The organism is Streptomyces sp. NPDC055955 (genome assembly GCF_042270245.1).
GTDB lineage: Bacteria > Actinomycetota > Actinomycetes > Streptomycetales > Streptomycetaceae > Streptomyces.
Map to the genome: position 1 here is coordinate 19,339 of NZ_JBHJYS010000013.1, position 25,405 is coordinate 44,743.

Annotated in this window: 24 protein-coding genes and 1 pseudogene; 10 read left to right on the forward strand and 15 right to left on the reverse strand. The window is 70.9% G+C overall.

What is annotated here, in order from left to right:
* Positions 1-20 precede the first annotated feature (20 nt).
* Positions 21-959: a hypothetical protein gene (locus ACFC96_RS25200; RefSeq protein WP_376257657.1), complete on the forward strand. Its 939-nt coding sequence runs from the start codon at positions 21-23 to the stop codon at positions 957-959.
* A gap of 106 nt (positions 960-1,065) precedes the next feature.
* Here ACFC96_RS25200 and ACFC96_RS25205 read toward each other — a convergent pair whose 3' ends face one another.
* Genes ACFC96_RS25205 through ACFC96_RS25220 form a run of 4 tightly spaced genes read right to left on the reverse strand, consistent with a single transcriptional unit; the run spans position 1,066 to position 3,674 of the window.
* Entirely contained in the window at positions 1,066-1,602 is a 537-nt protein-coding gene (locus ACFC96_RS25205; protein WP_376257659.1) for a hypothetical protein, read from the reverse strand.
* A complete protein-coding gene (locus tag ACFC96_RS25210) occupies positions 1,580-2,869 on the reverse strand; it encodes a hypothetical protein (protein ID WP_376227278.1) in 1,290 nt (429 codons plus the stop codon). The genes ACFC96_RS25205 and ACFC96_RS25210 overlap by 23 nt, the downstream gene beginning before the upstream one ends.
* Complete coding sequence (locus ACFC96_RS25215; protein WP_376227276.1) at positions 2,869-3,168, reverse strand: DUF6317 family protein; 300 nt, start codon at positions 3,166-3,168, stop codon at positions 2,869-2,871. Before ACFC96_RS25215 ends, ACFC96_RS25210 begins: the two co-directional genes overlap by 1 nt.
* Entirely contained in the window at positions 3,168-3,674 is a 507-nt protein-coding gene (locus ACFC96_RS25220; RefSeq protein WP_376614213.1) for an SAV_915 family protein, read from the reverse strand. The genes ACFC96_RS25215 and ACFC96_RS25220 overlap by 1 nt, the downstream gene beginning before the upstream one ends.
* 429 nt (positions 3,675-4,103) lie before the next feature.
* On the opposite strand from ACFC96_RS25220, the gene msrA reads away from it, so the two are divergent.
* Positions 4,104-4,616 carry a peptide-methionine (S)-S-oxide reductase MsrA gene (msrA, locus tag ACFC96_RS25225; protein WP_376257664.1) on the forward strand — a complete coding sequence of 171 codons (513 nt, stop codon included), beginning with the start codon at positions 4,104-4,106 and terminating at the stop codon, positions 4,614-4,616.
* Positions 4,617-4,644: 28 nt separating this feature from the next.
* Here msrA and ACFC96_RS25230 read toward each other — a convergent pair whose 3' ends face one another.
* Entirely contained in the window at positions 4,645-5,754 is a 1,110-nt protein-coding gene (locus ACFC96_RS25230; protein ID WP_376257666.1) for a hypothetical protein, read from the reverse strand.
* Between the two features lie 91 nt (positions 5,755-5,845).
* On the opposite strand from ACFC96_RS25230, the gene ACFC96_RS25235 reads away from it, so the two are divergent.
* A complete protein-coding gene (locus ACFC96_RS25235; protein WP_376614215.1) occupies positions 5,846-7,021 on the forward strand; it encodes a cystathionine gamma-synthase in 1,176 nt (391 codons plus the stop codon).
* Positions 7,022-7,054: 33 nt separating this feature from the next.
* Here ACFC96_RS25235 and ACFC96_RS25240 read toward each other — a convergent pair whose 3' ends face one another.
* The 3 genes from ACFC96_RS25240 to ACFC96_RS25250 all read right to left on the reverse strand — a co-directional run bounded on the left by ACFC96_RS25240 (position 7,055) and on the right by ACFC96_RS25250 (position 8,423).
* Positions 7,055-7,306 carry a hypothetical protein gene (locus ACFC96_RS25240; protein ID WP_376614217.1) on the reverse strand — a complete coding sequence of 84 codons (252 nt, stop codon included), beginning with the start codon at positions 7,304-7,306 and terminating at the stop codon, positions 7,055-7,057.
* Positions 7,303-7,800 (reverse strand): sigma factor-like helix-turn-helix DNA-binding protein, encoded by a 498-nt coding sequence (locus ACFC96_RS25245; protein ID WP_376614219.1) that lies wholly within the window; start codon positions 7,798-7,800, stop codon positions 7,303-7,305. Before ACFC96_RS25245 ends, ACFC96_RS25240 begins: the two co-directional genes overlap by 4 nt.
* 101 nt (positions 7,801-7,901) lie before the next feature.
* Positions 7,902-8,423 carry a MarR family winged helix-turn-helix transcriptional regulator gene (locus ACFC96_RS25250; RefSeq protein ID WP_376257674.1) on the reverse strand — a complete coding sequence of 174 codons (522 nt, stop codon included), beginning with the start codon at positions 8,421-8,423 and terminating at the stop codon, positions 7,902-7,904.
* Between the two features lie 146 nt (positions 8,424-8,569).
* On the opposite strand from ACFC96_RS25250, the gene ilvA reads away from it, so the two are divergent.
* The 3 genes from ilvA (at position 8,570) to ACFC96_RS25265 (ending at position 11,836) form a co-directional block, all read left to right on the forward strand.
* Positions 8,570-9,799 (forward strand): threonine ammonia-lyase, encoded by a 1,230-nt coding sequence (gene ilvA / locus ACFC96_RS25255; protein ID WP_376614221.1) that lies wholly within the window; start codon positions 8,570-8,572, stop codon positions 9,797-9,799.
* Positions 9,800-9,983: 184 nt separating this feature from the next.
* Positions 9,984-10,997, forward strand: a complete 1,014-nt coding sequence (locus ACFC96_RS25260) for an ATP-binding cassette domain-containing protein (RefSeq protein ID WP_376257678.1) — start codon at positions 9,984-9,986, stop codon at positions 10,995-10,997.
* Complete coding sequence (locus tag ACFC96_RS25265) at positions 10,994-11,836, forward strand: ABC transporter permease (protein WP_376257680.1); 843 nt, start codon at positions 10,994-10,996, stop codon at positions 11,834-11,836. The genes ACFC96_RS25260 and ACFC96_RS25265 overlap by 4 nt, the downstream gene beginning before the upstream one ends.
* A gap of 146 nt (positions 11,837-11,982) precedes the next feature.
* Here the strand turns inward: ACFC96_RS25265 and greA are convergent, their stop codons facing one another.
* The gene (gene greA / locus ACFC96_RS25270; RefSeq protein ID WP_376257682.1) at positions 11,983-12,480 is read right to left on the reverse strand and encodes a transcription elongation factor GreA; all 498 of its coding nucleotides are present in this window, start codon (positions 12,478-12,480) and stop codon (positions 11,983-11,985) included.
* 198 nt (positions 12,481-12,678) lie between these two features.
* Positions 12,679-13,083: a DUF4307 domain-containing protein gene (locus ACFC96_RS25275; RefSeq protein ID WP_376257684.1), complete on the reverse strand. Its 405-nt coding sequence runs from the start codon at positions 13,081-13,083 to the stop codon at positions 12,679-12,681.
* A 151-nt stretch (positions 13,084-13,234) separates the two neighbouring features.
* On the opposite strand from ACFC96_RS25275, the gene mca reads away from it, so the two are divergent.
* On the forward strand, positions 13,235-14,116 hold the full coding sequence (mca, locus tag ACFC96_RS25280) for a mycothiol conjugate amidase Mca (RefSeq protein ID WP_375998514.1): 882 nt from the start codon (positions 13,235-13,237) through the stop codon (positions 14,114-14,116).
* Positions 14,109-14,363, forward strand: a complete 255-nt coding sequence (locus tag ACFC96_RS25285; protein WP_376614223.1) for a hypothetical protein — start codon at positions 14,109-14,111, stop codon at positions 14,361-14,363. Before mca ends, ACFC96_RS25285 begins: the two co-directional genes overlap by 8 nt.
* Positions 14,364-14,467: 104 nt before the next feature.
* Here the strand turns inward: ACFC96_RS25285 and ACFC96_RS25290 are convergent, their stop codons facing one another.
* Positions 14,468-17,671 carry a tetratricopeptide repeat protein gene (locus tag ACFC96_RS25290; protein WP_376614225.1) on the reverse strand — a complete coding sequence of 1,068 codons (3,204 nt, stop codon included), beginning with the start codon at positions 17,669-17,671 and terminating at the stop codon, positions 14,468-14,470.
* 119 nt (positions 17,672-17,790) lie between these two features.
* On the opposite strand from ACFC96_RS25290, the gene ACFC96_RS25295 reads away from it, so the two are divergent.
* The gene (locus ACFC96_RS25295; RefSeq protein WP_376614227.1) at positions 17,791-19,809 is read left to right on the forward strand and encodes a thioredoxin domain-containing protein; all 2,019 of its coding nucleotides are present in this window, start codon (positions 17,791-17,793) and stop codon (positions 19,807-19,809) included.
* Between the two features lie 33 nt (positions 19,810-19,842).
* Here the strand turns inward: ACFC96_RS25295 and ACFC96_RS25300 are convergent, their stop codons facing one another.
* The 3 genes and pseudogenes from ACFC96_RS25300 to ACFC96_RS25310 all read right to left on the reverse strand — a co-directional run bounded on the left by ACFC96_RS25300 (position 19,843) and on the right by ACFC96_RS25310 (position 21,858).
* The gene (locus tag ACFC96_RS25300; protein WP_376257692.1) at positions 19,843-20,469 is read right to left on the reverse strand and encodes a TetR/AcrR family transcriptional regulator; all 627 of its coding nucleotides are present in this window, start codon (positions 20,467-20,469) and stop codon (positions 19,843-19,845) included.
* Positions 20,466-21,068: pseudogene (locus ACFC96_RS25305) on the reverse strand (MFS transporter); the annotation flags it as partial. The gene ACFC96_RS25300 and the pseudogene ACFC96_RS25305, both read right to left, overlap by 4 nt.
* A gap of 109 nt (positions 21,069-21,177) precedes the next feature.
* Positions 21,178-21,858, reverse strand: coding sequence for a hemolysin III family protein (locus ACFC96_RS25310; RefSeq protein WP_376257693.1), 681 nt, complete (start codon positions 21,856-21,858; stop codon positions 21,178-21,180).
* Between the two features lie 239 nt (positions 21,859-22,097).
* Between ACFC96_RS25310 and ACFC96_RS25315 the strand changes: the two genes are divergently transcribed.
* Positions 22,098-23,939 (forward strand): phosphoenolpyruvate carboxykinase (GTP), encoded by a 1,842-nt coding sequence (locus ACFC96_RS25315; RefSeq protein WP_376614229.1) that lies wholly within the window; start codon positions 22,098-22,100, stop codon positions 23,937-23,939.
* A 203-nt stretch (positions 23,940-24,142) separates the two neighbouring features.
* Here the strand turns inward: ACFC96_RS25315 and ACFC96_RS25320 are convergent, their stop codons facing one another.
* Positions 24,143-25,210: a hypothetical protein gene (locus tag ACFC96_RS25320; protein WP_376614231.1), complete on the reverse strand. Its 1,068-nt coding sequence runs from the start codon at positions 25,208-25,210 to the stop codon at positions 24,143-24,145.
* Positions 25,211-25,405 lie beyond the last annotated feature (195 nt).

Below are 25,405 nucleotides of genomic sequence, written 5' to 3' on the forward strand. Positions count from 1 at the left end.
GGAGCGGGGGCGGGAGCGCGATGCTGATTGCGGTCATGGGGGCCGTCGGGGGAATAGCGGCGGCGGCCGTCGGCGCGGTCATCGCGGCGTGGGCGACGCTGCGGGCGCGGCGGAAGCAGGACGGGGCGATCGGCTTCGTCGACGTCACGGTGAAGGACGCGGAGTCGGTGCTCGCGGAGCCGGACGCGGACGCGCGCGTTCTGGGCGAACTGGTCCCGGAGCGCCCGGTCCTGGACATCGCCGTCTGCAACGAGGGCGACCTGGACGGCATCGTGCGACGCGTGCAGGTGGACGTGCGGGGCCTGCTCCACGTCCCCCCGATCGAGCCGCCGTTCGTTCTCGTCCTCCCCGGGGCGACGATCACCGCGCCCCTGCCGGCACAGCAGCGAAGAACGGGCCCGAGCGCGGCGTACGCCGTCAACTTCCCTCTCAGGGAAGGGAGTTACCGCCACTCCGTCAGTCAGCTGATCCCCGCGGGCGCCGTGGACACGTTCGCCGTGTCCCTGGTGGCGACGGAGGCGGAGCGGGGCAGGGACTTCTACGGGGTGAGCCTGACCCTCGACTGCGGCAGGACGAAGAAGGGCCGGGCGAGCGCGACATGGGAATCCGTCCGGGTGCTGGCCTACGGTCCACCGGCCTGGGAAAGCCCCGACGAGATCAGGGAGCGCCTGTCCCGGACGGCCCATCGCGTGCGCGAACTGGCCCCGTCCGGCGGCGAGAGCGTCGGCGTGCTCTTCAACTCCACGGTCCACCCCGCCCGTACGGCGATGGACGACTACATCACGGTCTACGAGAACAAGCTCAAGGTCCTCATCGTGGCGCTCGGCGAATGCCTGAAGTGTGCCGCGGACGACACCCGGATACGGGCCTGGCTGACCGAGCTCGAGCGCGCCACCGAGGAGATCGAGCCCCTGCGCCACCACGCGAGCGCACTGCGCGCCTCGGGCGGCCACCCCTGACCTCGCACGCCCGCCGGCACGCGTACTGAAACGTCCGCCGGCACGCGTGCTGACACGTCCGCCGACATGCCCGCCGAGTCGCGTGCAGATGCGGCGATCCCACCGCCTATCCCTGCATCGCCCGCCGCGCGCCGACCTCGGTCGGATACTCGCGCACGGTGAGCGCGGCGACGCTCCAGCCCACGCAGAAGGCGGCGAACGCCGGCATGACAGGAGCCGCGATCACCACGAGGCCGCGGCCGAGGACCGCCAGACCGGTGGAGCGCCCGGCGGACGCCCGCCGCGCGGCACGGGTCCGACCGGGCCTCGGCGGGTCCAGCAGGTCCCTGCGGTGCGCCCGCCGCTGCACGACCCAGCCCCAGACGACGCCCGCACAGGCCGCGACGACCTGCGCCACGTCCCACACGGTGCGCACGCCCGACGGCAGCGCCTCGCGGAACCCCGAGTAGAGGCTCAGCGAGACGAAACAGAAGAACGCCAGCACGACCAGCCACAGCACACCGGTCCCGGCACGCCGCAACCAGTACCGCGCCCCGCGCTCGTACCAACTGGTCCCGAGTCCGGGCAGCACCGGAATCCGCTCACCGCCCGGCGCGGGCGAGGCCCCCGCAGCGGGAACCTCAGAAGATGCTCTTGATGCCACCCCAGACATCCTTCCCAAGTCGTTTGAAGTCGTCCCCTGTCTGGGAGAGGACATGACCGCTGCCGTGCAGCACTCCGCCCACCACCCCGTCCTTGTGGATGTCCTCGCTCCAGTGCTCGTGGAAGGCGTGGTCGATGACACCGGTCGCGCCGATCACGACCGCGCCGCCGACCCCGGCCACCACGGCCACGGGGACGTCGAAGGGTGCGGCGGCCACCAGGCCCGCGGTGATGGCCGTACCGGCGACGAGGCCGCCGACGTTGGCACCGCCGTCCACGGCTATCGAGTGCTGCCAGGACCAGCCCTTGTCGTGGTCGTCCGACGCCTCCAGCAGACCACACGCGCCCGCGGCGGCGACATCCAGGACCGGGATCTCCTTGAGGAAGTCCGGGAGCTTCTCCACTCCCTCCCCGACGCGCAGCGCATCCGCGGCATCGGCCAGCTTCACGTTCAGAGCGCGGTCGTAGGGCAGCGCGGTGCTGCCGTGATCGGCGCGGGCGATGTCCTGCTCCAGCGACTCGACGTCCGCGACGGCGTCGCGATAGGCGCCCTTGGCGGGGAGGTCGTCGGGCAGCCGGCGGCCCTGCTGCTGGAACGTCTTCCGTTCCTTGCGGAGTGCCTTCTTGGCGGCGTTCTCCTCGGCCTTGGCGTCGTCGATCCTCGCCCGTGCCTCCTTGCCGCCGGCCCGCGCGTCCTCCGCGTCGTAGGCGTACAGGCCGCGCAGATAGTCGGCGAGGGTGACCTTGTCGCCGGGCGACACCTCGGCGGTGGCCTGGGCGTAGAGGCCGCGCAGCCGGTCGGCGGCGACGAGGCGCGCGTGCTGGGCGGTGTGCAGGACTTCCGCGCGCACGGTGTCGTACTCCGTGCGCGCGGAGATCGTCTTCTGGTCGTCGGCGCTCGGCGGATCGGCGGTGACGAACGCCTGCGGAACGCCCTTGTCGCCCATGGGAACGCCCTTGCGCGTGGCGACGTGCTCGGCGTTCTTCAGCGCGGTGTCACAGGCGGAGAGCGCGTCGACGAGTGTGCCGAGGATGTCCCCGGCGTCGTGCACGAGGCCCGCGAAGGCGCCCGCGGTCAGGGCGTCCTCGCTCCAGGCGGCACGGAAGCTCTCCGCCGCCTCGCCCCGCCAGCCCGCGTCGTCCACCAGACGGTCCACGGCGCCGCCGAGCGGGTGGACGACGCCTTCGAGCGCCTTCTTGGCGTTGCGGTACGTCTCCGCCATCGTGCGCAGCCCGCCGATGTCACCGCCGACCCAGCTGTCGGTCATCAGCTCTCGCCCGCCATCAGGTCCTCGAACAGGCCGTGTACGTCGATGTCGTGCCGGCGCAGCGAGTCGCGGGCGGCGGTGACCTTGTCGCCGTGGTCGTCGAGCCGGTCGGCGAAGCCGGTGTGCAGGGCGACGATGAGGTCGGCGATCTCCTTGACGGCGTGATCCAGCCCGGCGTCGCCCCCGCCGGCCGGCGGCGGGGCGACCTGGGGGTGCAGCTCGCGGTAGTGGCCGGCCTCGCGGTGGAAGGTGCCGGCCATGGAGGTGAGGTCGCTCATGACCACCTTGAGGTCGGCCATCAGGACACCTCCCGGGCGTAGGCGGCCAGGTCGGCCGGCTGCCAGTTGTGGTGCCCCGGGGCCACCTCGGGGTCGAGGCGGACGCGGGCGCCGTGCTCGCGCATGCCCTCGGCCAGCGGGCCGATCGAGGCGGCGATCCATGGCTGGGCCGGCCCGAGCGCGGCCACCAGCTTCTTCAGCGTGGTGAACGCGAGGGCCACGCTTCCGTCCGCGGGGTGCGCGAACAGCTCGTAGGCGATGAACGGAACGCGGGCGGGGCGTCCGTCCGCGTCCGCGATGTCGGCGTAGCGCGGATGAGCCGGTACGTACACGGCCGTGTGGTAGGCGGGAACACCGGGCTTCGGGCCCGCCCCGTCATCGTGCGCGAGCTCCCCCGCGTCGACGCCGCCCACGTAGTCGAGGAGCCGTGAACGCCCGTGCGCCGGACCGGTGTCGGCCCCTGCGGGGGGTTCCGCTTCGGCGTGCTCGACGTAGTCGAGAAGCCGCGAACGTATCGGCACCTCCACCGCTGGCTCCCCTTCGCTGCGGACGCATTCGTTCCGTCACACTAGCCAGCAAAGGAAAGGGCAAATCCCGCTATGTCACCCGCCGCCGGGACCACATGCCGAACGCATACGGCGCCTTGGCCACGACCTGGCCACCCTTTGACCACTCGATGACCGGGACGGCGACGGAGGAGGGCGGTCGGGAGAGGGCGCCGTCATTCGACGGCCACGCCAGGGACCGAGGTGGCCGGACCCGAAAGGAAGCCGCCCACACGGGACGGCGTCGCCACCAGGGACATCGTGGCAAGCGAGTCGGCACCGCGGGGCGGGTCGGACGGGCACGGAATCGCTTGGAACCCTCGCGCGTTGAGGACAGTGGACATGGGATGCCGGTGGTGTGCGAGCCGAGGAGCCCGAGTGACCGAACTGACAGATGTTGGAGGGGCCGAAATGGCTACGCAGACGCAGAGGGCCGTGCTGGCAGGCGGATGTTTCTGGGGGATGGAGGAGCTGATCCGTCGACTCCCAGGCGTGACGGCGACGCGGGTCGGATACACGGGGGGTGACGTGCCCGACGCGACGTACCGTAACCACGGCACGCACGCGGAGGCCATCGAGATCCTTTTCGACCCCGCGAAGACCGATTTCCGCGCGATGCTGGAGTTCTTCTTCCAGATCCACGACCCGAGCACCAAGAACCGCCAGGGCAACGACATCGGCATGAGCTACCGCTCGGCGATCTACTACGTGGACGACGAGCAGAAGCGGATCGCCGAGGACACGATCGCGGACGTGGACGCCTCCGGACTGTGGCCCGGCAAGGTCGTCACCGAGGTGGAGCCGGTCGGGCCCTTCTGGGAGGCCGAACCCGAGCACCAGGACTACCTGCAGCGTTACCCGGACGGCTACACCTGCCACTTCCCGCGTCCGGGATGGCGGCTGCCCGTCCGCACGGAGGGCTGACCACCGGAGTTCCGGTCCGCGCGGGCGGTCAGTGGCGCAGGGTCGCCGGGCTCCCGCCGTTCGCCTCGTAGCCCGCGACCGCCAGTGCCCGGTACACGGCGTAGTCCGCGGCCGGGTCCGTGCCCGTCGTCCAGGGGAGCGCGCCGACGTGGCCGTCGACGTGGAGCAGCTGCTCCATCGCCTCGGCCCAGCGCTCGCAGCGGACCAGGAAGAACACCAGGAGGTGGCGGACATGGGCGAGCATCGGGTCGTCCGGGCGGGCGGCCTGGACGGCGAAGAGCGCGCCGTGGATCGACTTGGTGACGACCTCGCTCTGGTAGAAGCTGCGCACCAGATTGACGTCGGGCAGGTGCTCGTAGAGCGCGAAGAGGGGGAGCGCGGCGAGGAGCGAGCCGCGCGGAGCGCGCGCGGCGGCGGCCTCGGCGAAGGCGAAGGCGAGCTCGCGCGAGCCGTGCCACTTCTCGCACCAGTACCGCAGGCCCGCGAGGTGGGCGCCCATGTGGCCCGGCGCCGTGTCGAGGATCTTGAGCCAGAGCTGCTCGAAGTCGTGCTGGGAGTACCCGAGGCCGCGGGCCACGGCGAGATGCGTGATGTGGGGGACCGGGTCGCCGGGCGCCAGCAGCGCCGCGTCCTCGCAGGCCGACCTGGCCTCCTCCAGGATGATCCGCCGCTCGTCGGCCTGGGCCTCACCGCCCGCGTTCCGCCAGGCCTGCTGGACCAGGAACTCCGCGAACACCTGTGCCCCGCCCGGGTCCTTGGGGTCCTGGGCACGCCACGCGTGGAGCCATCCGGCTCCGAGCCGAGGGGTCTGCGCCAGCTCCAGGGCGGCGGCGCCGGCGATCGCCTGCACGCGCTCCCAGCGCTGCTCGCTCTCCTTGCCCGTGCCGGCGAGGAGCTGCTTGGCGGCGGTGAAGTCCTGGTTGCGCTGGACCACCGACATCACGTTCAACAGGTCCTGGTCGGGGCCGGGGAGCCGCACGTCCAGGTCCTCCTGGCGCATGAAGCCGTACTCCGCCGGGTCCGCGGCGTCCGGCGAACCGGGCGCGACCTGGCGTATCCCGCCGCGCCTGCGCAACAGATACGGGCCGAGCACCGCCCCCAACATGACCACTGCGATCAGGACCCAGAGAATTCCCATGCGTACAAGCGAACCAGAAGGGTCGGACAATTGGCGAACCAGGCCCGGTAGGGCCGCCGCGCGGCCTGCGCGCGCACTACGCTCTGGCCGCATGAGTGACACGCACAACAGCCAGAACGCCCACGGCGGTCACCACGGGTTCGAGACCGTGGCCATTCACGCGGGCAACACGGCCGACCCCCTGACGGGCGCCGTGGTCCCCCCGATCTACCAGGTCTCCACGTACAAGCAGGACGGCGTGGGCGGGCTGCGCGGCGGCTACGAGTACAGCCGCAGCGCCAACCCGACCAGGACCGCGCTGGAGGAGAACCTCGCCGCCCTCGAAGGCGGCCGCCGCGGCCTCGCGTTCGCCTCCGGGCTCGCCGCCGAGGACTGCCTTCTCCGTACGCTCCTCAGCCCCGGCGATCACGTGGTCATCCCGAACGACGCGTACGGCGGCACGTTCCGGCTGTTCGCGAAGGTCGTCTCGCGGTGGGGCGTGGAGTGGTCGGTCGCCGACACCAGCGACCCGGCCTCCGTGCGCGCGGCGCTCACGCCCAAGACCAAGGTCATCTGGGTCGAGACGCCGTCCAACCCGCTGCTCGGGATCACCGACATCGCCGCCGTCGCGCAGGTCGCGCGGGAGGCGGGGGCGCGGCTCGTCGTCGACAACACCTTCGCGAGCCCCTACCTCCAGCAGCCGCTGGCGCTCGGCGCGGACGTCGTCGTGCACTCCCTGACCAAGTACATGGGCGGTCACTCGGACGTCGTCGGCGGCGCGCTGATCGTCGCCGACGAGGCACTCGGCGACGAGCTGGCGTACCACCAGAACGCGATGGGCGCCGTCGCCGGGCCGATGGACGCCTGGCTCGTGCTGCGCGGCATCAAGACGCTGCCCGTGCGCATGGACCGGCACAGCGAGAACGCGACGAAGGTCGCCGACATGCTGTCCCGGCACGCGCGCGTGACGCGTGTTCTGTACCCGGGCCTTCCGGAGCACCCCGGTCACGAGGTCGCGGCCAAGCAGATGAAGGCGTTCGGCGGCATGGTGTCGTTCCAGGTCGAGGGCGGCGAGGAGGCCGCCGTGGCGGTCTGCGACCGGGCGAAGCTGTTCACCCTCGGCGAGTCCCTGGGCGGTGTGGAGTCGCTGATCGAACACCCGGGACGCATGACGCACGCCTCGGTCGCGGGCTCCGCGCTCGAAGTGCCCAGCGACCTCGTGCGGCTCTCCGTGGGCATCGAGTCGGCCGACGACCTGCTCGCCGACCTCCAGCAGGCGCTCGGCTGATCCCGCGCGGTGTCTCCCGGAGGAGACGCGCGGTCACCAGCCCGTGAGTGGTGGAGTCGTCCCGGAGGGCGGCTCCACCCAGGGCCTGGCCAGCAGGGCCCACACGAAGAACACGGTCAGCGCCAGGCACAGCACCAGCCACATCAGACGGCGCAGCACCCTCCTGCGGCGCAGTATCCGCCCGCCCCGGCGCACCGCCTCGGCGTGGATCTCGGGAGGCAGCGCTCCCTGGGCGGCCTCCAGGACCGCGCGGACCTCGCGTTCCCTGCGGGCCTGCGCGTTCATGACGGCACCTCCTTCAGGGCCGCCGCGTCCCCGAGGGAGGCGGCCGGAGCGGGCCTGCGCGGCGGGTGCAGGACGAGCGCCATGGCGCGCGCGTGGATGGCGTGCACGCGCTCCATGGGGAGCCTGAGCAGCGCGGCCACCTGCTCCTCGCCGACCCCCTCGTACAGGCGCAGCACGAGGATCAGCCGCTCCTGCGGACCCAGGCGGCACAGCACGCCGCCGTACCCGCGGTGCCGGTGCCAGGCCGCGCGGGCGAAGCGCAGGGCGAGCTCCTTGCGGGCACGGTCGTAGGGGTCCTCGCCGCGCAGCCGGTCCCAGGAGGCGTACGTCCGCGCGAGCGCCGACGTGAGCAGCTTCCGTGCGCGCGGGTTGTCGTCGGCCGGCTCCGTGGTGAGCAGGGTCGCGGCATGGAGCAGCCGCCCTGCCGCGCCCGCGACGAACGCCTCGAACTCCCGGGCCCGGCGGGCGTCCTGGAACGCGCGCCGTTCTCGCACCGCACCTCCAGCCGGGCCGCTCGGCGGCCGGTCGCCGGGACGGGCCCCGGCCGCATGCGACAGGGGCCCGGTCTCATATGAGGGCAGGTGCGGGCCCGGGGTCAAGAGCCGGGAGCGGCTTCCCCGGACGGGGCGGACTGGCCCGTCTGCCGCGCCGACAGCGCGGTGTTGAAGCGCGTGAGGAGCGCACAGAACTGTTCGCGCTCCTGCGGGGTCCACTCCTGCGTCAGCTCGGCCATCAGGGAGCGCCTGGACGTGCGTACCTCGTCGAGCCGGGCGAGGCCGCGCGGCGAGAGCTGGAGGACGACCGCGCGACCGTCCTCCGGGTGGGACGTCCGCTTGACGAGGCCCGTGTCGACGAGCGGCGCGACCTGACGCGTCACCGTCGACGAGTCGATGCCCATGCTCGCGGCGAGCGCCTTGACGCCCATCGGGCCTTCCTTGTCCAGACGGTTGAGCAGCAGATAAGCGGCTCGGTCCATCGAATTGCGCACCTGCCCGACCCCGCCGAGCCGGGTCTGTTCGGCACGGCGGGCGAAGACCGCCACCTCGTGCTGCAGGGTTTCGAGGAGGCCGGTGTCGCCGGCGGTCGTCATGTCCATCGTTTCCGGTGGTGTGGGCATGGCCGGGGGCTCACTTCATGCGAGGGGAGGTGGGTTGGGGGACAGGGTACGCGGCCGGACGGCGGGCCGTACCGACGCTGCACAAACCAGTCTCGGACCGTGGTCACGCCGGGAGCCGTACGGCGTGAGCTGCGAGACTTGCCGTCATGAGCTACAGCACGGCTGACTCCTTGCCGACGGTGACCCTGGACGATGTGCGCGGAGCGCAGAAGATGCTCTCGGGGGTCGCTCGGATGACGGCGATGGAGGGCAGCCGGTACCTCTCGGGGCTGGTCGGGGCACCGGTGCACCTCAAGTGCGAGAACCTCCAGCGGACCGGCTCCTTCAAGCTGCGCGGCGCGTACGTCAGGATCGCGGGCCTGCTCCCCGAGGAGCGCGCCGCGGGCGTGGTCGCCGCGAGTGCCGGAAATCATGCGCAGGGTGTAGCGCACGCGTCTTCTCTTCTCGGCGTACGCTCCACGGTCTTCATGCCGGTCGGCGCCCCCCTGCCGAAGGTCGCGGCGACCCGGGACTACGGCGCGGAGGTGCGGCTGCACGGACAGCTCGTGGACGAGACGCTGGCGGCGGCGCAGGAGTACGCGCAGGCGACGGGCGCCGTGTTCATCCACCCCTTCGACCACCCGGACATCATCGCCGGACAGGGCACCGTCGGCCTCGAGATCCTGGAGCAGTGCCCCGAGGTGCGCACGATCGTCGTCGGCATCGGCGGGGGCGGGCTCGCCGCGGGCATCGCGGTGGCGGTCAAGGCGCTGCGTCCCGACGTGAAGGTGATCGGTGTGCAGGCGGCGGGCGCGGCGGCGTACCCGCCCTCGCTCGAGGCCGGGCGGCCGGTGTCGATCCCGTTTCCGGCGACGATGGCCGACGGCATCAGAGTGGGACGCCCCGGTGACGTGCCGTTCCAGCTGGTCGAGGAGCTGGTCGACGAGGTGCGCACGGTCTCGGAGGACGAGCTGTCGAGCGCGCTGTTGCTCTGCCTGGAGCGGGCCAAGCTGGTCGTCGAACCGGCCGGGGCGAGCCCGGTCGCGGCGCTGCTGAGCGACCCGCGCTCCTTCGAGGGCCCGGTCGTGGCGATCCTGTCGGGCGGCAACGTCGACCCGCTCCTGATGCAGCGGATCCTGCGCCACGGCATGGCTGCCGCCGGGCGCTATCTGTCGCTGCGGCTGCGTCTGACGGACCGTCCCGGCGCTCTGGCCACGCTTCTCGGCGTGCTGTCCGCGGTCGACGCCAACGTCCTGGACGTGAGCCATGTGCGCACCGATCCGCGGCTCGGGCTCACGGAGGCCGAGGTCGAGCTGCACCTGGAGACGAAGGGCCCGGTGCACTGCGCCGAGGTGGGCGCGGCGCTGCGGGACGCGGGTTACCTCGTCATCGACTGACCGTCCGGCCGCGTGATCTCCGGCCCGCCGGGAGATTACGGAAAACCGGTTGAGGAAACGCGATGTATCGCGATACCTTGTGGTCCACGTCACCACTCCGTCGGGCGTATCCAGGCGGACATATCTAAGATTTTGCCGAACAAGGCAACCAAAAAGGTCACCCACACACCATGGGGGAAGCCACATGCCAGGCGCCATCTATGCCGAAGGTCTGGTCAAGACCTTCGGTGACGTCAGGGCTCTGGACGGCGTCGATCTCGATGTCCCGGAGGGCACGGTCCTCGGCCTGCTCGGTCCGAACGGGGCGGGGAAGACCACTGCCGTGCGCTGTCTGACGACGCTGCTCACGCCGGACAGCGGCAAGGCCGTCGTCGCGGGCATCGACGTTCTCAAGCATCCGAACGAGGTGCGGCGCTCGATCGGCCTCTCCGGTCAGTTCGCCGCGGTCGACGAGTATCTGACAGGTCGTGAAAACCTGCAAATGGTCGGCCAGTTGTACCAGATGAAGGCCAAGGAGGCGAAGGCGCGGGCGTCCGAGCTGCTCGAGCGGTTCAACCTCGCGGACGCCGCCGACCGGACCTCGAAGACGTACTCCGGGGGCATGCGCCGCCGGCTCGACCTGGCCGCCGCACTCGTCGTCTCGCCGCCCGTGATGTTCATGGACGAGCCCACCACGGGACTCGACCCGCGCAACAGGCTGCAGCTGTGGGAGGTCATCCAGGAGCTGGTCGCCGGCGGCACGACCCTGCTGCTGACCACCCAGTACCTCGAAGAGGCCGACCACCTGGCGCACGACATCTGCGTGATCGACCACGGCCGCGTCATCGCCCGCGGCACCTCCGACCAGCTCAAGGCGCAGACCGGCGGCGAGCGCGTCGAGCTGGTGGTGCACGAGCGGGAGCACATGACGCCCGCCGCCGAGATCCTCGCCGGGTTCGGCAAGGGCGAGACGACCGTCGAGCAACACACCCGCAAGCTCACCGTCCCCGTCACCGGCGGCGCCAAGCTCCTCGCCGAGGTCATCAGGGAGCTGGACACCCACGGCATCGAGATCGACGACATCGGTCTGCGCCGGCCCACCCTCGACGACGTCTTCATCTCCCTGACCGGCCACGTGGCCGAGGAGAAGGAGGAGGAGAACGGCTCGGGGGCGGCCGCCGCCAAGCAGTCCAAGCGCAAGAAGGAGGCCGACAAGTGAGCGCCGTCGTCCAGCCCCTCGCCCCCCGCCCCGCCGGCGGCCCCGCGCAGTCCGTGCGGGACTCCCTCGTCGTCGCCAAGCGCAATCTGATCCGGATGACGCGGATCCCCGAGGTCGTCATCTTCGGGCTGATCCAGCCGATCATGTTCGTGGTGCTGTTCAGCTTCGTGTTCGGTGGCTCGATGAACATCGGGGGCACCACCGATCCCGCGGTTTACCGCGAGTTCCTGATGGCCGGCATCTTCGCCCAGACCGTCACGTTCGCCACGGCGGGCGCCGGAGCGGGCATCGCCGACGACATGCACAAGGGGCTCATCGACCGCTTCAGGTCGCTGCCGATGTCCCGCGGTGCCGTCCTCACCGGACGCACCCTCGCGGACCTCGTGCAGACGGCACTGACCCTGCTCGTCCTCGCGATCGTCGCGCTCCTGGTGGGCTGGCGCATCCACGAGGGCCTCCCGAAGGCCCTCGGCGCCTTCGGTCTGCTGCTCCTCCTCGGATACGCCTTCACCTGGATCGGCGCCCTCATCGGCCTGTCCGTACGCACCCCCGAGGCGGCCACGTCGGGCGGGCTGGTCTGGCTCTTCCCGGTGACGTTCATCTCGAACGCGTTCGTGGACTCCAGCCAGATGACGCCCTGGCTGCGCCACATCGCCGACTGGAACCCGTTCAGCGCCACGGTCCAGGCCTGCCGTGTGCTGTTCGGCAACCCGGGCGTCTCGACGTCCGAGGCCTGGCCCATGCAGCACTCCGTGTGGGCCTCGCTGATCTGGTCCGTCCTGATCATCGTCGTCTTCCGGACGCTCTCGGTCCGCAAGTACCGCAACGCGACGGCCTGACGGAGACGGCCTGACGGAGACGGCGGCCCGACGGGGACAGCGGGAAGGCGACGGCCCGGCGGCTACAGCCCGACCGGTCCCGGCCCGGCACACGCACACGCGAAGGCCCCGGCGCAGTACGCGCCGGGGCCTTCGCAGGGGTCGGATCAGCCGCTGTAGGGCTTCGCCGCGAGGATCTTCACCGAGGCGAGCTTGCCGTTCGGCAGCTCGTACTGGGCGTCCTCGCCGATCTTCTTGCCGTTCACGCCGGAGCCCAGGGGGGACTGCGGCGAGTACGTCTCGATGTCGGCGCTCGCGTACTCGCGCGAGGCGAGCAGGAACGTCATGGTGTCGTCCTCGTCGCCGTCGAAGGCGATCGTGACGACCATGCCGGGGGCGGCCACGCCGGCCGCGGCAGGCGCCTCGCCGACCTTGGCCTTCTCCAGGAGCTGGGTCAGCTGGCGGATGCGGAGCTCCTGCTTGCCCTGCTCCTCCTTGGCCGCGTGGTACCCGCCGTTCTCGCGCAGGTCGCCCTCCTCGCGTGCCGCCGCGATCTTCACGGTGATCTCGGCGCGCGCGGGACCAGACAGGTACTCCAGCTCGTCCTTGAGCTTGGTGTACGCCTCCTGCGTGAGCCAGGTGACGTCTTCGCTGGTCTGGGTCACAGGTGCTCCTCGTAGGTACTGGGAATACAAAGCATCGCCCTACCCACAAGCATGTGCTCTCACGGGAGGGCGAAACCACGAGCCTAACAATTCAGGCGCCGAAGGGGGAGGACATATGCCATCAAGAATTCGTCACCGCAGGTCAGCCGTCGAAACCCCGTACGACCGACGGAGTGACCGCGGTGTGGCCGCGTGCGGTCAGCCCGCGTGGCAGCCGAGCAGCTCCGCGCTGGTGCCGCGGGACGTGGTGCGCAGCGTCACGACCTTGTCGATCCGGCTGTCGCGCTGGTCGAAGCGGAAGTCCGCGCGGCCCACCTCGGCGCCGTCGGCGGACAGCGACCGGATGGTGCAGTAACCCTTCGCGTCGGTGTCCTTACGGACCTCGAGGTGCACCTTGACCGCCGCGTCGGAGGCCTTGAAGGTGATGACCTCGGCGCTGATCTTCGTGCCGAAGACGTAGTGGTAGCCGAACCAGCCGATCAGGACGACGAGCAGGCCGCCGAGCACGGCGCCGACGATCTTCAGGGTGCGGTCCGCGCGTTCGTCGGCGGAGCGGGACCGGCCGTAGCGGCCCTCGGGGAGCTGCTCACTCACCGCACTCATGATCGATCCTCTCGCGCGGGGCGGTCGAGGACCGGCCCCGGACAGACTGCCGGAATTTTCCGCCCCCCGGTTCGGTCACTATAGAAGCCGCCCATTGCGCTGTATGACCGAGGGCGCCTTATTCACCGAGTCATTCACTGAGGATCTTGTCTTGACTGAGCAGCTGCGACTGATGGCCGTTCACGCCCACCCCGACGACGAGTCGTCGAAGGGCGCGGCCACCATGGCCAAGTACGTGTCCGAGGGGGTGGCCGTCCTTGTCGTGACCTGCACGGGCGGGGAGCGCGGCTCCATCCTCAACCCGAAGCTCCAGGGCGACACGTACATCGAGGAGAACATCCACGAGGTACGCAAGAAGGAGATGGACGAGGCGCGCGAGATCCTGGGCGTCGACCAGGAGTGGCTGGGCTTCGTCGACTCGGGCCTGCCCGAGGGCGACCCGCTGCCGCCGCTGCCCGACGGCTGCTTCGCGCTCGAGGACGTGGACAAGGCTGCGGGTGAGCTGGTCAGGCAGATCCGCTCGTTCCGCCCGCAGGTCGTCACGACGTACGACGAGAACGGCGGCTACCCGCACCCCGACCACATCATGACCCACAAGATCTCGATGGTGGCGTTCGAAGGCGCGGCGGACACCGAGAAGTACCCGGAGTCCGAGTTCGGCCCGGCCTACCAGCCGCAGAAGCTCTACTACAACCAGGGCTTCAACCGGCCGCGCACCGAGGCGCTGCACCAGGCGATGCTGGACCGCGGCCTGGAGTCGCCGTACGCCGAGTGGCTCAAGCGGTGGGACGAGTTCGAGCGGGTCGAGCGGACGCTGACCACGCACATCCCGTGCGCCGACTTCTATGAGATCCGCGACAAGGCGCTGATCGCGCACGCCACGCAGATCGACCCCGACGGCGGCTGGTTCCGCGTCCCGATGGACGTCCAGCGGGCGGTGTGGCCGACCGAGGAGTACGAGCTCGCGAAGTCTCTCGTCGATACCTCCCTCCCCGAGGACGACCTCTTTGCGGGCATCCGCGACAATGCCTGACATGAGCGCAAGCGCAAGCCTGGCAATGACGCATCTCGTCCCCCTCGCCAAGGAGGTCGACGAGAACAAGGTGACCCCGGGCGTCCTCGGTTTCATCGTCTTCGCGGTGATGGCCGTCGCCGTCTGGGGCCTGATGAAGTCGATGAACCGCCACATGGGCAAGGTCGACTTCAAGGAGAAGTCGGACGCCGCCGCGGACTCCGCGACCGGCTCCGGCGCCTCCCCGGCCTCGCCCGCCAAGGGCTGAGGCCCAGCCGGACGGGAACGCGCTCGGCACGGCGATGAGCCGCGCCGAGCGCCTTCGTGCTGCGTGCGCCCCGGCGTCCGCGTGTCCCCGGCCTCCGAGCGCCCTCAGCGCCCCGCGCCGACCTCCACGCCCATCACGTCCCGGGCGTGCCGATTCGGGACCATGCCGAGGCGCCAGGCCTGCCAGCCCGCCTCGAGGTCCGCGCCGCGCTCCAGGAGGAGCTGGTAGGCCTCCACGTAGTCGTCGAGCTTGCCGTCCCGGCCGCCGTGGGTGGTGCGGGCGAGCTGGGACAGCTCCTCCTGCGCCACGGCCGTGCCGATCTCCGAGCCGCCCGGTGACGCGTACGGCAGCAGCGTGCAGCGCAGGAAGTTCGCCCAGTCCTCGCCGCGACGGTCGCCGTACGACGCGAACAGCGCCGCCGCCTCCTCGCACAGGGTCAGGGCCTGGGCCGCGCGCCCGTTGCCCGCGTCCACCACCGCCAGTTCCAGGCAGGTCCATCCCTCGCCGTGCGCGACGCCGATGCGCTGGAAGTCGGCGCGGGCGTCGACCAGGAGCTGACGGGCGAAGCCGGAGTTGCGCAGCGAGCCGGTCTGCGCGGCGCGCTGGTCACGCGTGACACGGGCCGAGTGATGGCGGGCGCAGGCGAGCCCGTACACGTCGCGCATCCGCGAGAACATCGTGCGGGAGCGCTCCAGCTCGCGTACCGCCTGGTCGAGGTTGCCGCTCTCCTCCAGGGCCTGGCCCAGGTAGTAGAGCGTCCAGGCCTCGCCGCGCGCGTCCTCGTTGTCACGGTGACGCGAGGTGGCCTGGCGCAGTCCGTCGGCGGCCGCCGACGCGTCGCCGTCCACCAGGCGCGCCCGCGCCAGCTGCGTGAGCGCCCATGCCTCGCCCCGGCTGTCGCGCGTACGGCTGTACAGGTCGAGGGCGGTGCCCAGCTCGCGCTCCGCGCCCGGCACGTCGCCCATCCGCAGGCACAGCTGCCCCAGCTGGAAGTGCGCCCAGGCCTCGCCGTGCACCGACTCGTTCTCCCGGTGCAGGTCGAGCGCCGCGGTCAGCAGGTCGAGCGCCTCCTTCACATGGGCCCGGTCGCGTTCCACCGCGGCGAGCGCGTGCAGCGTCCAGCCCCGGTCGCCCGACGTCTCGTCCGTGATCTGCAGGTCGAGGGCCTCGCGGAGCTTCGCCGACGCCTCCTTGAGCTGGCCCTGGTGGTGCAGCGTGATGCCCAGCGAGCACAGGGCGCGCGCCGCGCCCGCGTTGTGGTGCGCCTCGAAGTACAGGTCCACCACGGACGCAAGCGTCGTACGCGCCTTGTCGAGCTCGCCGAGCTGGCGTGCCGCGATACCCGTGCGCCACTGGACCGAGCGCACGAGAAGCCCCTGGTCGACGGCCTGGGTGAGCTCACTGATCTCGCCGAGGCGGTAGAGGTCGCCGCGCAGCAGGCAGTAGTCGCACAGGGCGCCGAGCAGGTTGAGCACGGCTGACTGGTCGACGCCCTCCGCGCCCCGCAGTGTCGCCGTGATGAAGCTGGACTCGTCGTCGAGCCAGCGCAGCGCGGCGTCGAGCGAGGTGAAGCCGTGCGGGCCGATCTGGCCGGCGCGCGTCGACATCTTGCCGTCGACGAGCCGGATCACCGAGTCCGCGAGCTCCGCGTAGTTCTGGATGAGGCGTTCTTGCGCGGCCGTCCGCTCGGCGGCTTCCTCCTCGTCGAGGAGGCGGGCCTGCGCGAAGGAGCGGACGAGGTCGTGCAGCCGGTACCGGCTGCCCCGCACATGGTCGATCAGCCCCGCCCGGGACAGCGCCGTCAGATGGCGGGTGGCCTCCGACTCGTCCGTCGACAGGAGCGCGGCCGCCGCCGCCGCGCCGAGCGAGGCCCGCCCGGCGAGCGCGAGCCGGCGCAGCAGCCGCCGGGCCACCTCGGGCTGGTCCGTGTAACGCAGCCACAGCACCCGCTCGACCGGCTCCACGGGCCCGTACGCACCCAGGTCGGAGGCCAGCGCGCGGGTCGTGCGCGGCCCGATCGCGGAGCCCGCGATGCGCAGCGCCAGCGGCAGGCCGCCGCACAACTCCCGCACGGTGTCGGACGCTTCGGAGTCGTAGGGGCCCGACGCGTCCTCCGCGCACTCACGCAGGAGTTCCTCCGAGCCCGCCGCGTCCAGCGCGTCCACCGGCACCTGGTGCACCCACGCCGGGACGTCCGCGGGCAGGTCGAGCGGCTTGCGCGCCGTCACCAGGACGAGGCTGTCGGACCGCTCGGGGATCAGCGTGCGCACCTGCTCCGCGTCGCCCGCGTCGTCCAGCACGATCGTGACCGCAAGCCCCGTCAGATGCTGGTGGTACAGCTCGCTCAGGCGGCGCACCTGCTGCTCCTGCGAGGAACGCTCCCGGAAGAGCAGCTGCTCGCGCGGCGCGCCGAGCCGGTTCAGCAGATGGAGCAGGGCGTCCCGGGTCGACAGCGGGGCCTCCGGCGCGTCGCCCCGCAGGTCCACCACGCACGCGCCGCGGAACTGGTCGCGCAGCTCGTGCGCCGCCCGCACCGCGAGCGTCGTACGGCCCGCGCCGGGCGCGCCGTGCAGCACGACGACGGTGGGCCGGGTCTCGGTGCTCGCGCGCGCCGCGTGCACCCACTGCGCGATCCGCTGCATCTGTGTCCTGCGGCCCGCGAACGGGCCCTCCGGCTCCGGGAGTTGGCCGAAGGACTGCTCCAGGACATTGCGCCGCCTGGCCGCCGCGCTCTTGTCGGTGCGGCGCAGCTGCGGTGTCGGCTTCTTCGCTCCGGTCCCCGCGGTGGCGGCGAGGACGCGCTGCTGGTCGAGGAACGGCCGGATCCCCCGCACGTCGAGCGCCGTCAGCCACTGCAGCCTCAGCTGTTCGGGCCCGCCGGGCTGGCTCCTCGCCCCGGCGCGGCGGCTCGCGGCGGGCACATGGGAGGCCGTCACCTTGGCGACGGTCGTGGCGGCACCCACCACGGCGACGGCCGCGCCCGCGCCGACCGCGGTCCCCGCGCCCGTGCCCAGCAGCAGGTCGGCCACGCAGGCGCCGACCGCGGCAACGGCCGTGACCAGCAGGGGAGTCGATCCGCGCTCCTGGGCGAAGCGCTGTCCGAACGACATCTGCCCGGCCTCGGCCTCGTCCAGGGCATGGGTGAACTGTGTGTACTCCTCGGCGGCGGTCTCCGCCATGGCGTCGAGCGCACCGCGCGCACGCGACAGCAGCACCCCGCCGTCCGTGCGCCCACCCGAACGCCGTACCTCCTCCTCCACGGCCCGGGCCAACAGCCCCTCGGCTTCCGCCCGATGGCTGTCTCGCATCTCAGGTCCCCCTCCGGCGGCAACGGTTCCGTGCCAAGTGTGCTGCGTATGGGGTCATGGCGCGAGAGGCCGGGGATCAAAGGACCGATCGGCGACCGGCGTGCGCGAGGATGGGGCGCATGCCGAACCGACTGGCCCATGAGACGTCCCCCTACCTCCTCCAGCACGCCGACAACCCCGTCGACTGGTGGCCGTGGTCGGCCGACGCCTTCGAGGAGGCGCGGATGCGCGGGGTCCCGGTGCTGCTCAGCGTCGGGTACTCCAGCTGCCACTGGTGCCACGTCATGGCCCATGAGTCCTTCGAGGACGAGGCGACCGCCGCCCTCATGAACGACCGCTTCGTCAACATCAAGGTCGACCGCGAGGAGCGGCCCGACGTCGACGCCGTGTACATGGAGGCCGTGCAGGCCGCCACCGGGCAGGGCGGCTGGCCCATGACCGTGTTCCTCACGCCCGAGGCCGAGCCGTTCTACTTCGGCACCTACTTCCCGCCCGAGCCCCGGCACGGAATGGCCTCGTTCCCGCAGATCCTGGAGGGCGTGGCGCAGGCGTGGGCGGAGCGCAAGGAGGAGGTCACCGAGGTCGCCGCGAAGATCGTCGGCGATCTGGCCGGACGCGAGCTGCCGTACGGGGACACGCAGATCCCCGGCGAGGGCGAGCTCGCGCAGGCACTGCTCGGCCTGACCCGCGAGTACGACGCGGCGACCGGCGGGTTCGGCGGCGCGCCCAAGTTCCCGCCGTCGATGGTGATCGAGTTCCTGCTGCGCCACTACGCCCGCACCGGCGCCGAGGGCGCGCTCCAGATGGCCGACGACACCTGCGAGCGGATGGCGCGCGGCGGGATCTACGACCAGCTGGGCGGCGGCTTCGCCCGCTACTCCGTCGACCGCGAGTGGGTCGTGCCCCACTTCGAGAAGATGCTCTACGACAACGCGCTGCTGTGCCGCGCGTACGCGCATCTGTGGCGGGCCACCGGTTCGGAGACCGCCAGGCGGGTCGCGCTGGAGACCGCGGACTTCATGGTGCGGGAACTGCGGACGAACGAGGGCGGGTTCGCGTCCGCGCTGGACGCGGACAGCGAGGACGCCGAGGGCCGCCATGTCGAGGGCGCGTTCTACGTGTGGACGCCGCAGCAGCTGCGCGAGGTGCTCGGGGACGCGGACGCCGAGCTGGCCGCCCGGTACTTCGGCGTGACGCAGCAGGGCACCTTCGAGGAGGGCGCATCGGTCCTCCAACTCCCGCAGCAGGACGTCGAGTTCGATGCCGCACAGATCGAGGACGTGCGGCGCAGACTGTTCGCGGCGCGCGCCGAGCGGCCGGCGCCCGGACGGGACGACAAGATCGTCGCCGCGTGGAACGGCCTGGCGATCGCCGCGCTCGCGGAGACCGGCGCGTACTTCGACCGGCCGGACCTGGTGCAGGCCGCACTCGCCGCCGCCGATCTGGTCGTACGGCTCCACATGGACGCGCGGGCGCGCATCACCCGTACCAGCAAGGACGGCCGCGCCGGCGCGAACGCCGGGGTCCTGGAGGACTACGCGGATGTCGCCGAGGGCTTCCTCACGCTGGCGTCCGTGACCGGCGAGGGGGTCTGGCTGGAGTTCGCCGGGTTCCTTCTCGACCACGTCCTCGACCAGTTCACGGACGCGGAGTCCGGCGCGCTGTACGACACGGCGGCCGACGCCGAGCGGCTCATCCGCAGGCCGCAGGACCCGACCGACAACGCCACGCCCTCGGGCTGGAGCGCGGCCGCCGGCGCGCTGCTCTCGTACGCGGCGCAGACCGGTTCGGAGCCCCATCGCACCGCCGCCGAGCGGGCGTTGGGCGTCGTGCGGGCGCTCGGCCCGCGCGCGCCCCGCTTCATCGGGCACGGGCTCGCCGTCGCGGAGGCGCTGCTCGACGGGCCGAAGGAGGTCGCCGTCGTCGGTGAGATCGGCGGTGAACTCCACCGCACGGCGCTGCTCGGCACGGCGCCCGGCGCGGTCGTCGCGGCGGGCCGACCCGGCTCCGGCGAACTGCCGTTGCTGGCGGACCGGCCGCTCGTCGACGGCCGCCCGGCCGCGTACGTGTGCCGCAACTTCACCTGCGACGCCCCCGTCACCGACGCCCAGCAGCTCGCGGTGAAGCTGCAGGACTGAAGCGAGCCGGACGCCGCCGGACCGCGCCGGGCGCTAGAGACCGTTCCTGAACGTCTCCAGCGTGCGGTCCATCAGGTCGCGCAGCTCTTCTCGGTGGCCGTGCTCGGCCCAGTACAGGGTGGTCTCCATGAGTGCTCCGACCAGCGCCATCGCGTAGACGCGGACCTCGAGGCCGTCGGCGTCGCGGCCGGTGCGCTCGCCGATGACCCGGCACAGCAGCTGCCCGGTGACGGACATGGACTCCATCATCCTGGAGCGCACCGCGGGCACCTCGACCTGGAGCCTGGTCCGCAGCCGTGACACCTCGGGATCGTCGTCGAACCCGAGGTGCACGGCCCGCGCGATCACGTGCTTCAGGGAGTCGACGATCGACTCGTCCGAGGGCCGCGCCCGCAGCTCGGCCTCCAGGACCGCGTCGTACTCGTCCGTGAGGACGATGTCCTCCTTGGTCGGGAAGTACCGGAACACCGTGGACGGCGAGACCTCGGCGGCCTCGGCGATCTGCTCGACCGTCGTCGCGTCGTACCCCTGCTCGGTGATCAGGCGGTACGTCGCGTCCCTGATCGCGATCCGGGTCTTGAGCTTCTTGCGCTCGCGCAGGCCCATCCCGGGGCTGTCGGCGGCGGGGGCGGAGCGTGCGGAGGCGGCCATGGGGCTCATTCTCGGGCATCGCCGGGTGCCGGGGCCAAGCCGGCGGACGGTGCGGTACGGGGGAGCAGAGCGGCCGCGAGCAGGGCGGTGACCAGCGACGCGACACCCACGACGAGCAGCACCACGTTCATTCCGTGGAGGTACGCGGTGTTCGCCGACGAGGCGAGGGCGTGGTCCCCGAGCTTCGCGGCCACCGCGTGGGCGGCCGGCATGGAGCCCTCGGCGGTGTCCGCCGCGGGACCGGGCAGGCCGGCGGTGTCGAGCCGGCTGCCGTAGGACCCGGCGAGAAGCGCGCCGAGCTGCAGGGCGATGCCGAGCGCGCCGCCCACCTGCCGCACCGTCATCAGCAGGCCCGAGCCGCTGCCCGCCCGGTCCGCGGGCAGCGCCGACAGCGCGGCGCCCATCGCGGGCACGAGCGCGAAGGAGAAGCCGACCCCGGCGATGCCCAGCCACAGGGCGGTGAACCCGTACCCGGAGCCGGCCGTGGTGCGGCTGCCGAGGAACGCGGCGAACGCCAGGACCGTGAGCGCCGCGCTGATCACCGCGGGTGGCCCGAACCTGGTGACCAGGGGCTGCGCGCACTTCGCGGCCACCAACGTCCCGGCCATGGCATGAAATGAGAGTAATTGTCAAAAGGTAGCTACTGTCAATCCATGGATCCGGGCACAAAAAACGGCCGCGGCTCGGAAGCCGCGGCCGGAGAGGTGGAAGGCGAGGTCAGGCGTGCTGGTACGCCACCAGCGAGATGCCGACGTAGTGCACGACGAACGCCGCGAGCGTGAGCGAGTGGAAGACCTCGTGGAAGCCGAACCAGCGCGGAGAGGGGTTCGGGCGCTTGATTCCGTAGATCACGCCGCCCGCGCTGTAGAGCAGTCCGCCGACGATCACACAGACGAGCACGGCCGTGCCGCCCGCGTGGAAGAAGTCGGGCAGGAAGAAGACGGCCGCCCAGCCCATCGCGATGTAGCACGGGGTGTAGAGCCAGCGCGGGGCGCCGACCCAGAAGACCCGGAAGATGATGCCCGCCGCGGCGGCCGCCCAGATGCCCCACAGCAGCCACTGGCCCTTGGCCTCGGGGAGCAGCAGCATCGTGAGCGGGGTGTAGGTACCCGCGATGATCAGGAAGATGTTCGCGTGGTCGAGCCGGCGCAGCACGCCGTCGGCGCGCGGGCCCCAGTTGCCCCGGTGGTAGAGCGCGCTCACGCCGAAGAGCAGGCAGGCTGTCAGGACGTAGATCCCGCAGGCGATCCGGCCGCGGGTGGAGTCCGCGAGGGCGGTCAGCACCAGGCCGGAGATGACGACCGCGGGGAACATTCCCGCGTGCAGCCAGCCGCGCAGCCGTGGTTTCACCGGAACGGACTCTGTCGCGGTCACTTCGGATGGCGTGGCGGCAGTCATGAGCCGCATCGTACCTACGGGGCCGTAAGTAACGAACACGAGTGACGGTCGGTGACGCAAACGAGTGGCGATCCTCACGTCGCTCAGGTGTGGGGCCCTCTGGACATATGCGCATCCGCGTCGGATGATCATATGAGTGCGGTCGGCACCGGATGAGCGCCAGAGGGATCAACACGTGAAGCATCCGGGTCGCAGCCCCCAAGGGGCAACAAACAAAAACCCCTCATTTAGGAGCAATCGTGGCGCGCGACATCGCGGCTCCCGTTTCCTTGGGCACTGTCCCCACCAAGCACCAGGAACTGATCTCGTGGGTCAACGAGATCGCCGAACTGACGCAGCCGGCCCGTGTGGTCTGGTGCGACGGGTCCGAGGCCGAGTACGAGCGCCTCGCCGAGGAACTGGTCGACAAGGGAACGTTCAAGAAGCTCGACCCGATCAAGCGCCCGAACTCGTACTACGCCGCCTCCGACCCGACCGACGTCGCACGCGTCGAGGACCGGACGTTCATCTGCTCCGAGAAGGAGCAGGACGCCGGCCCCACCAACCACTGGAAAGCCCCCGCGGAGATGCGCGAGATCTTCCAGGGCGACGAGGGCCGCGGCGGCATCTTCCGCGGCTCGATGAAGGGCCGGACGATGTACGTCGTCCCGTTCTGCATGGGCCCGCTCGGCTCGGACCTCTCCGCCATCGGCGTCGAGATCACCGACTCCGCGTACGTCGCCGTCTCCATGCGCACCATGACGCGCATGGGGCGGCCCGTCCTGGACGAGCTCGGCACCGACGGCTTCTTCGTGAAGGCCGTCCACACCCTGGGCGCGCCGCTGGAGGAGGGCCAGCAGGACGTGCCGTGGCCCTGCAACTCCACCAAGTACATCTCGCACTTCCCGGAGACCCGCGAGATCTGGTCCTACGGCTCCGGCTACGGCGGCAACGCCCTGCTCGGCAAGAAGTGCTACGCCCTGCGCATCGCGTCCGTCATGGCACGCGACGAGGGCTGGCTCGCCGAGCACATGCTCATCCTCAAGCTCACCCCGCCGCAGGGTGAGTCGAAGTACGTCGCCGCCGCCTTCCCGAGCGCGTGCGGCAAGACCAACCTCGCCATGCTGGAGCCCACGATCTCCGGCTGGACCGTCGAGACGATCGGCGACGACATCGCCTGGATGCGGTTCGGCGAGGACGACCGCCTCTACGCGATCAACCCCGAGGCCGGCTTCTTCGGCGTCGCGCCCGGCACCGGCGAGCACACCAACGCCAACGCCATGAAGACGCTGTGGGGCAACTCCGTCTTCACGAACGTCGCGCTCACCGACGACAACGACATCTGGTGGGAGGGCATGACGGAGGAGACTCCCGCCCACCTCACCGACTGGAAGGGCAACGACTGGACCCCCGAGTCCGGCGTCCCGGCCGCCCACCCGAACGCGCGCTTCACCACCCCCGCCTCGCAGTGCCCGATCATCGCGCCCGAGTGGGAGGACCCGAAGGGCGTGCCGATCTCGGCGATCCTCTTCGGCGGCCGCCGCGCCTCCGCCGTGCCGCTGGTGACCGAGTCCTTCGACTGGAACCACGGCGTGTTCCTCGGCGCGAACGTCGCCTCCGAGAAGACCGCCGCCGCCGAGGGCAAGGTCGGCGAGCTGCGCCGCGACCCGTTCGCGATGCTCCCGTTCTGCGGCTACAACATGGGCGACTACATGGCCCACTGGATCGACGTGGCCAAGGACAAGGACCAGTCCAAGCTGCCGAAGATCTACTACGTCAACTGGTTCCGCAAGAACGACGCGGGCAAGTTCGTGTGGCCCGGCTTCGGCGAGAACAGCCGCGTCCTGAAGTGGATCGTCGAGCGCCTGGAGGGCAAGGCCGAGGGCGTCGAGTCGCCGATCGGCATCCTGCCGACGCGTGACTCCCTCGACACGGACGGCCTCGAACTGGCCGACTCCGACCTCGACTTCCTGCTGACGGTCGACAAGGAGGTGTGGCGCGACGAGGCCTCCCTGGTCCCCGAGCACCTCAACACCTTCGGCGACCACACGCCGAAGGAGCTGTGGGACGAGTACCGCGCGCTGGTCGCCCGGCTCGGCTGACCGCTCCCGCGGACAACGCGGCGGGCCCGACCGGCTTCCGCCCTGACCTGTGGCGCCGTCACGGGCCCGTCGCGCCCCGGCCCCCGAAGCCAGATTCATCGGTTTCGGGGGCCGGACGCTTTCCCGTTTCTGGGTGCGGCCGTCACGCGCAGGGTGTGTCGTGCCCGGGTGGTCCGGGCACGACACGCGTCAGTGACGACTCGTCACTTGTAGCTCTTCGAGAACCCCTTGTCGATGAGCGGCGAGAAGCCGTTCCGCGGAACGATGAGCGGCGAGTTCGGCAGGTCCGTCACCTGCTTCCACGTCGACGCGGGGTCATTGCCTTGTGCCGGGGCGGGGCACACAATGGCCTGACCGCCAGTGTCGCAGTGCAGGGTGAAGACGTTGCCGTTCGTGGTGATGATCTTGAAGTAGGCGTCGGAGCCGTCGGTGTCGAGCGCGATGGCACAGACCGGCTCCGTGGGATAACCGGCGATGGTGCTCAGGTCTCCCCAGCCTGGGTCGTTAGCCGCGCCGTGGGTGATGTCCGTGGTGTCCGGGCCGTCGGGGTTGCCTGCAACGTCGCGCCTGCCGTAGAACGCCGTCCCGTTGAAGAGCGCGCCGAGGAATTGCTCGTTGCCGTTGGACTTCGCCGCGGTGACACTGATGCACGGCCCGGTGTTGCCGGTGTTGCCGGTGTTGCCGGTGTTGCCGGTGTTGCCGGTGTTGCCGGTGTTCCCGGTGTTCCCCGTGTTGCCGGTGTTCCCGGTGTCACCCGTGTTGCCGGTGTTCCCCGTGTTGCCGGTGTTCCCGGTGTTCCCCGTGTTGCCGGTGTTCCCCGTGTTGCCGGTGTTCCCGGTGTTGCCCGTGTTGCCGGTGTCACCCGTGTTTCCGGTATTGCCAGTGTTCCCCGTGTTGCCGGTGTCACCCGTGTTGCCAGTGTTCCCGGTATTGCCGGTGTCGCCGGTGTTCCCGGTGTTGCCAGTGTTCCCGGTATTGCCGGTGTCGCCGGTGTTGCCCGTGTTCCCGGTATTACCCGTGGGCCCGGTGTCTCCCTTGCACTTGTTCTTGTTCTTGTCCTTGTCTTTGTTCTTGTCCTTACCCTTGTCCTTGTCGTTGTCGCTGTAGCCAAGGGCGCCGGGAGCGCCGTAGCGAGGCTCCTTCTTCTTGTCGTCCTTACACTTGTCGTCGCCCTTCGCCCCTGCCGGGGTTACTCCGGCCGTGTGCGACGCCGCGGCAAGCCCCAGCGCGGGGCTGCTGAAGCCGAGCATCACGACGGCCAGCGATGCCACCGCACCGCCTGCGATCCACCTGCCGCGCCGGGGAAGCGGGCCAAGCTTGGATCGGGTCCCGTTTTCAGGACTCATCTAATTTGCTCCTTGGGGAACCTGTGGGTTTCTTCCGGAAGCCCTTTTGAGCCTCCCTCGGCATCTTTCGACAGTGGGCGCAATGCGGTTGAGTGGCGCGCAAAACGATCAATACAATGG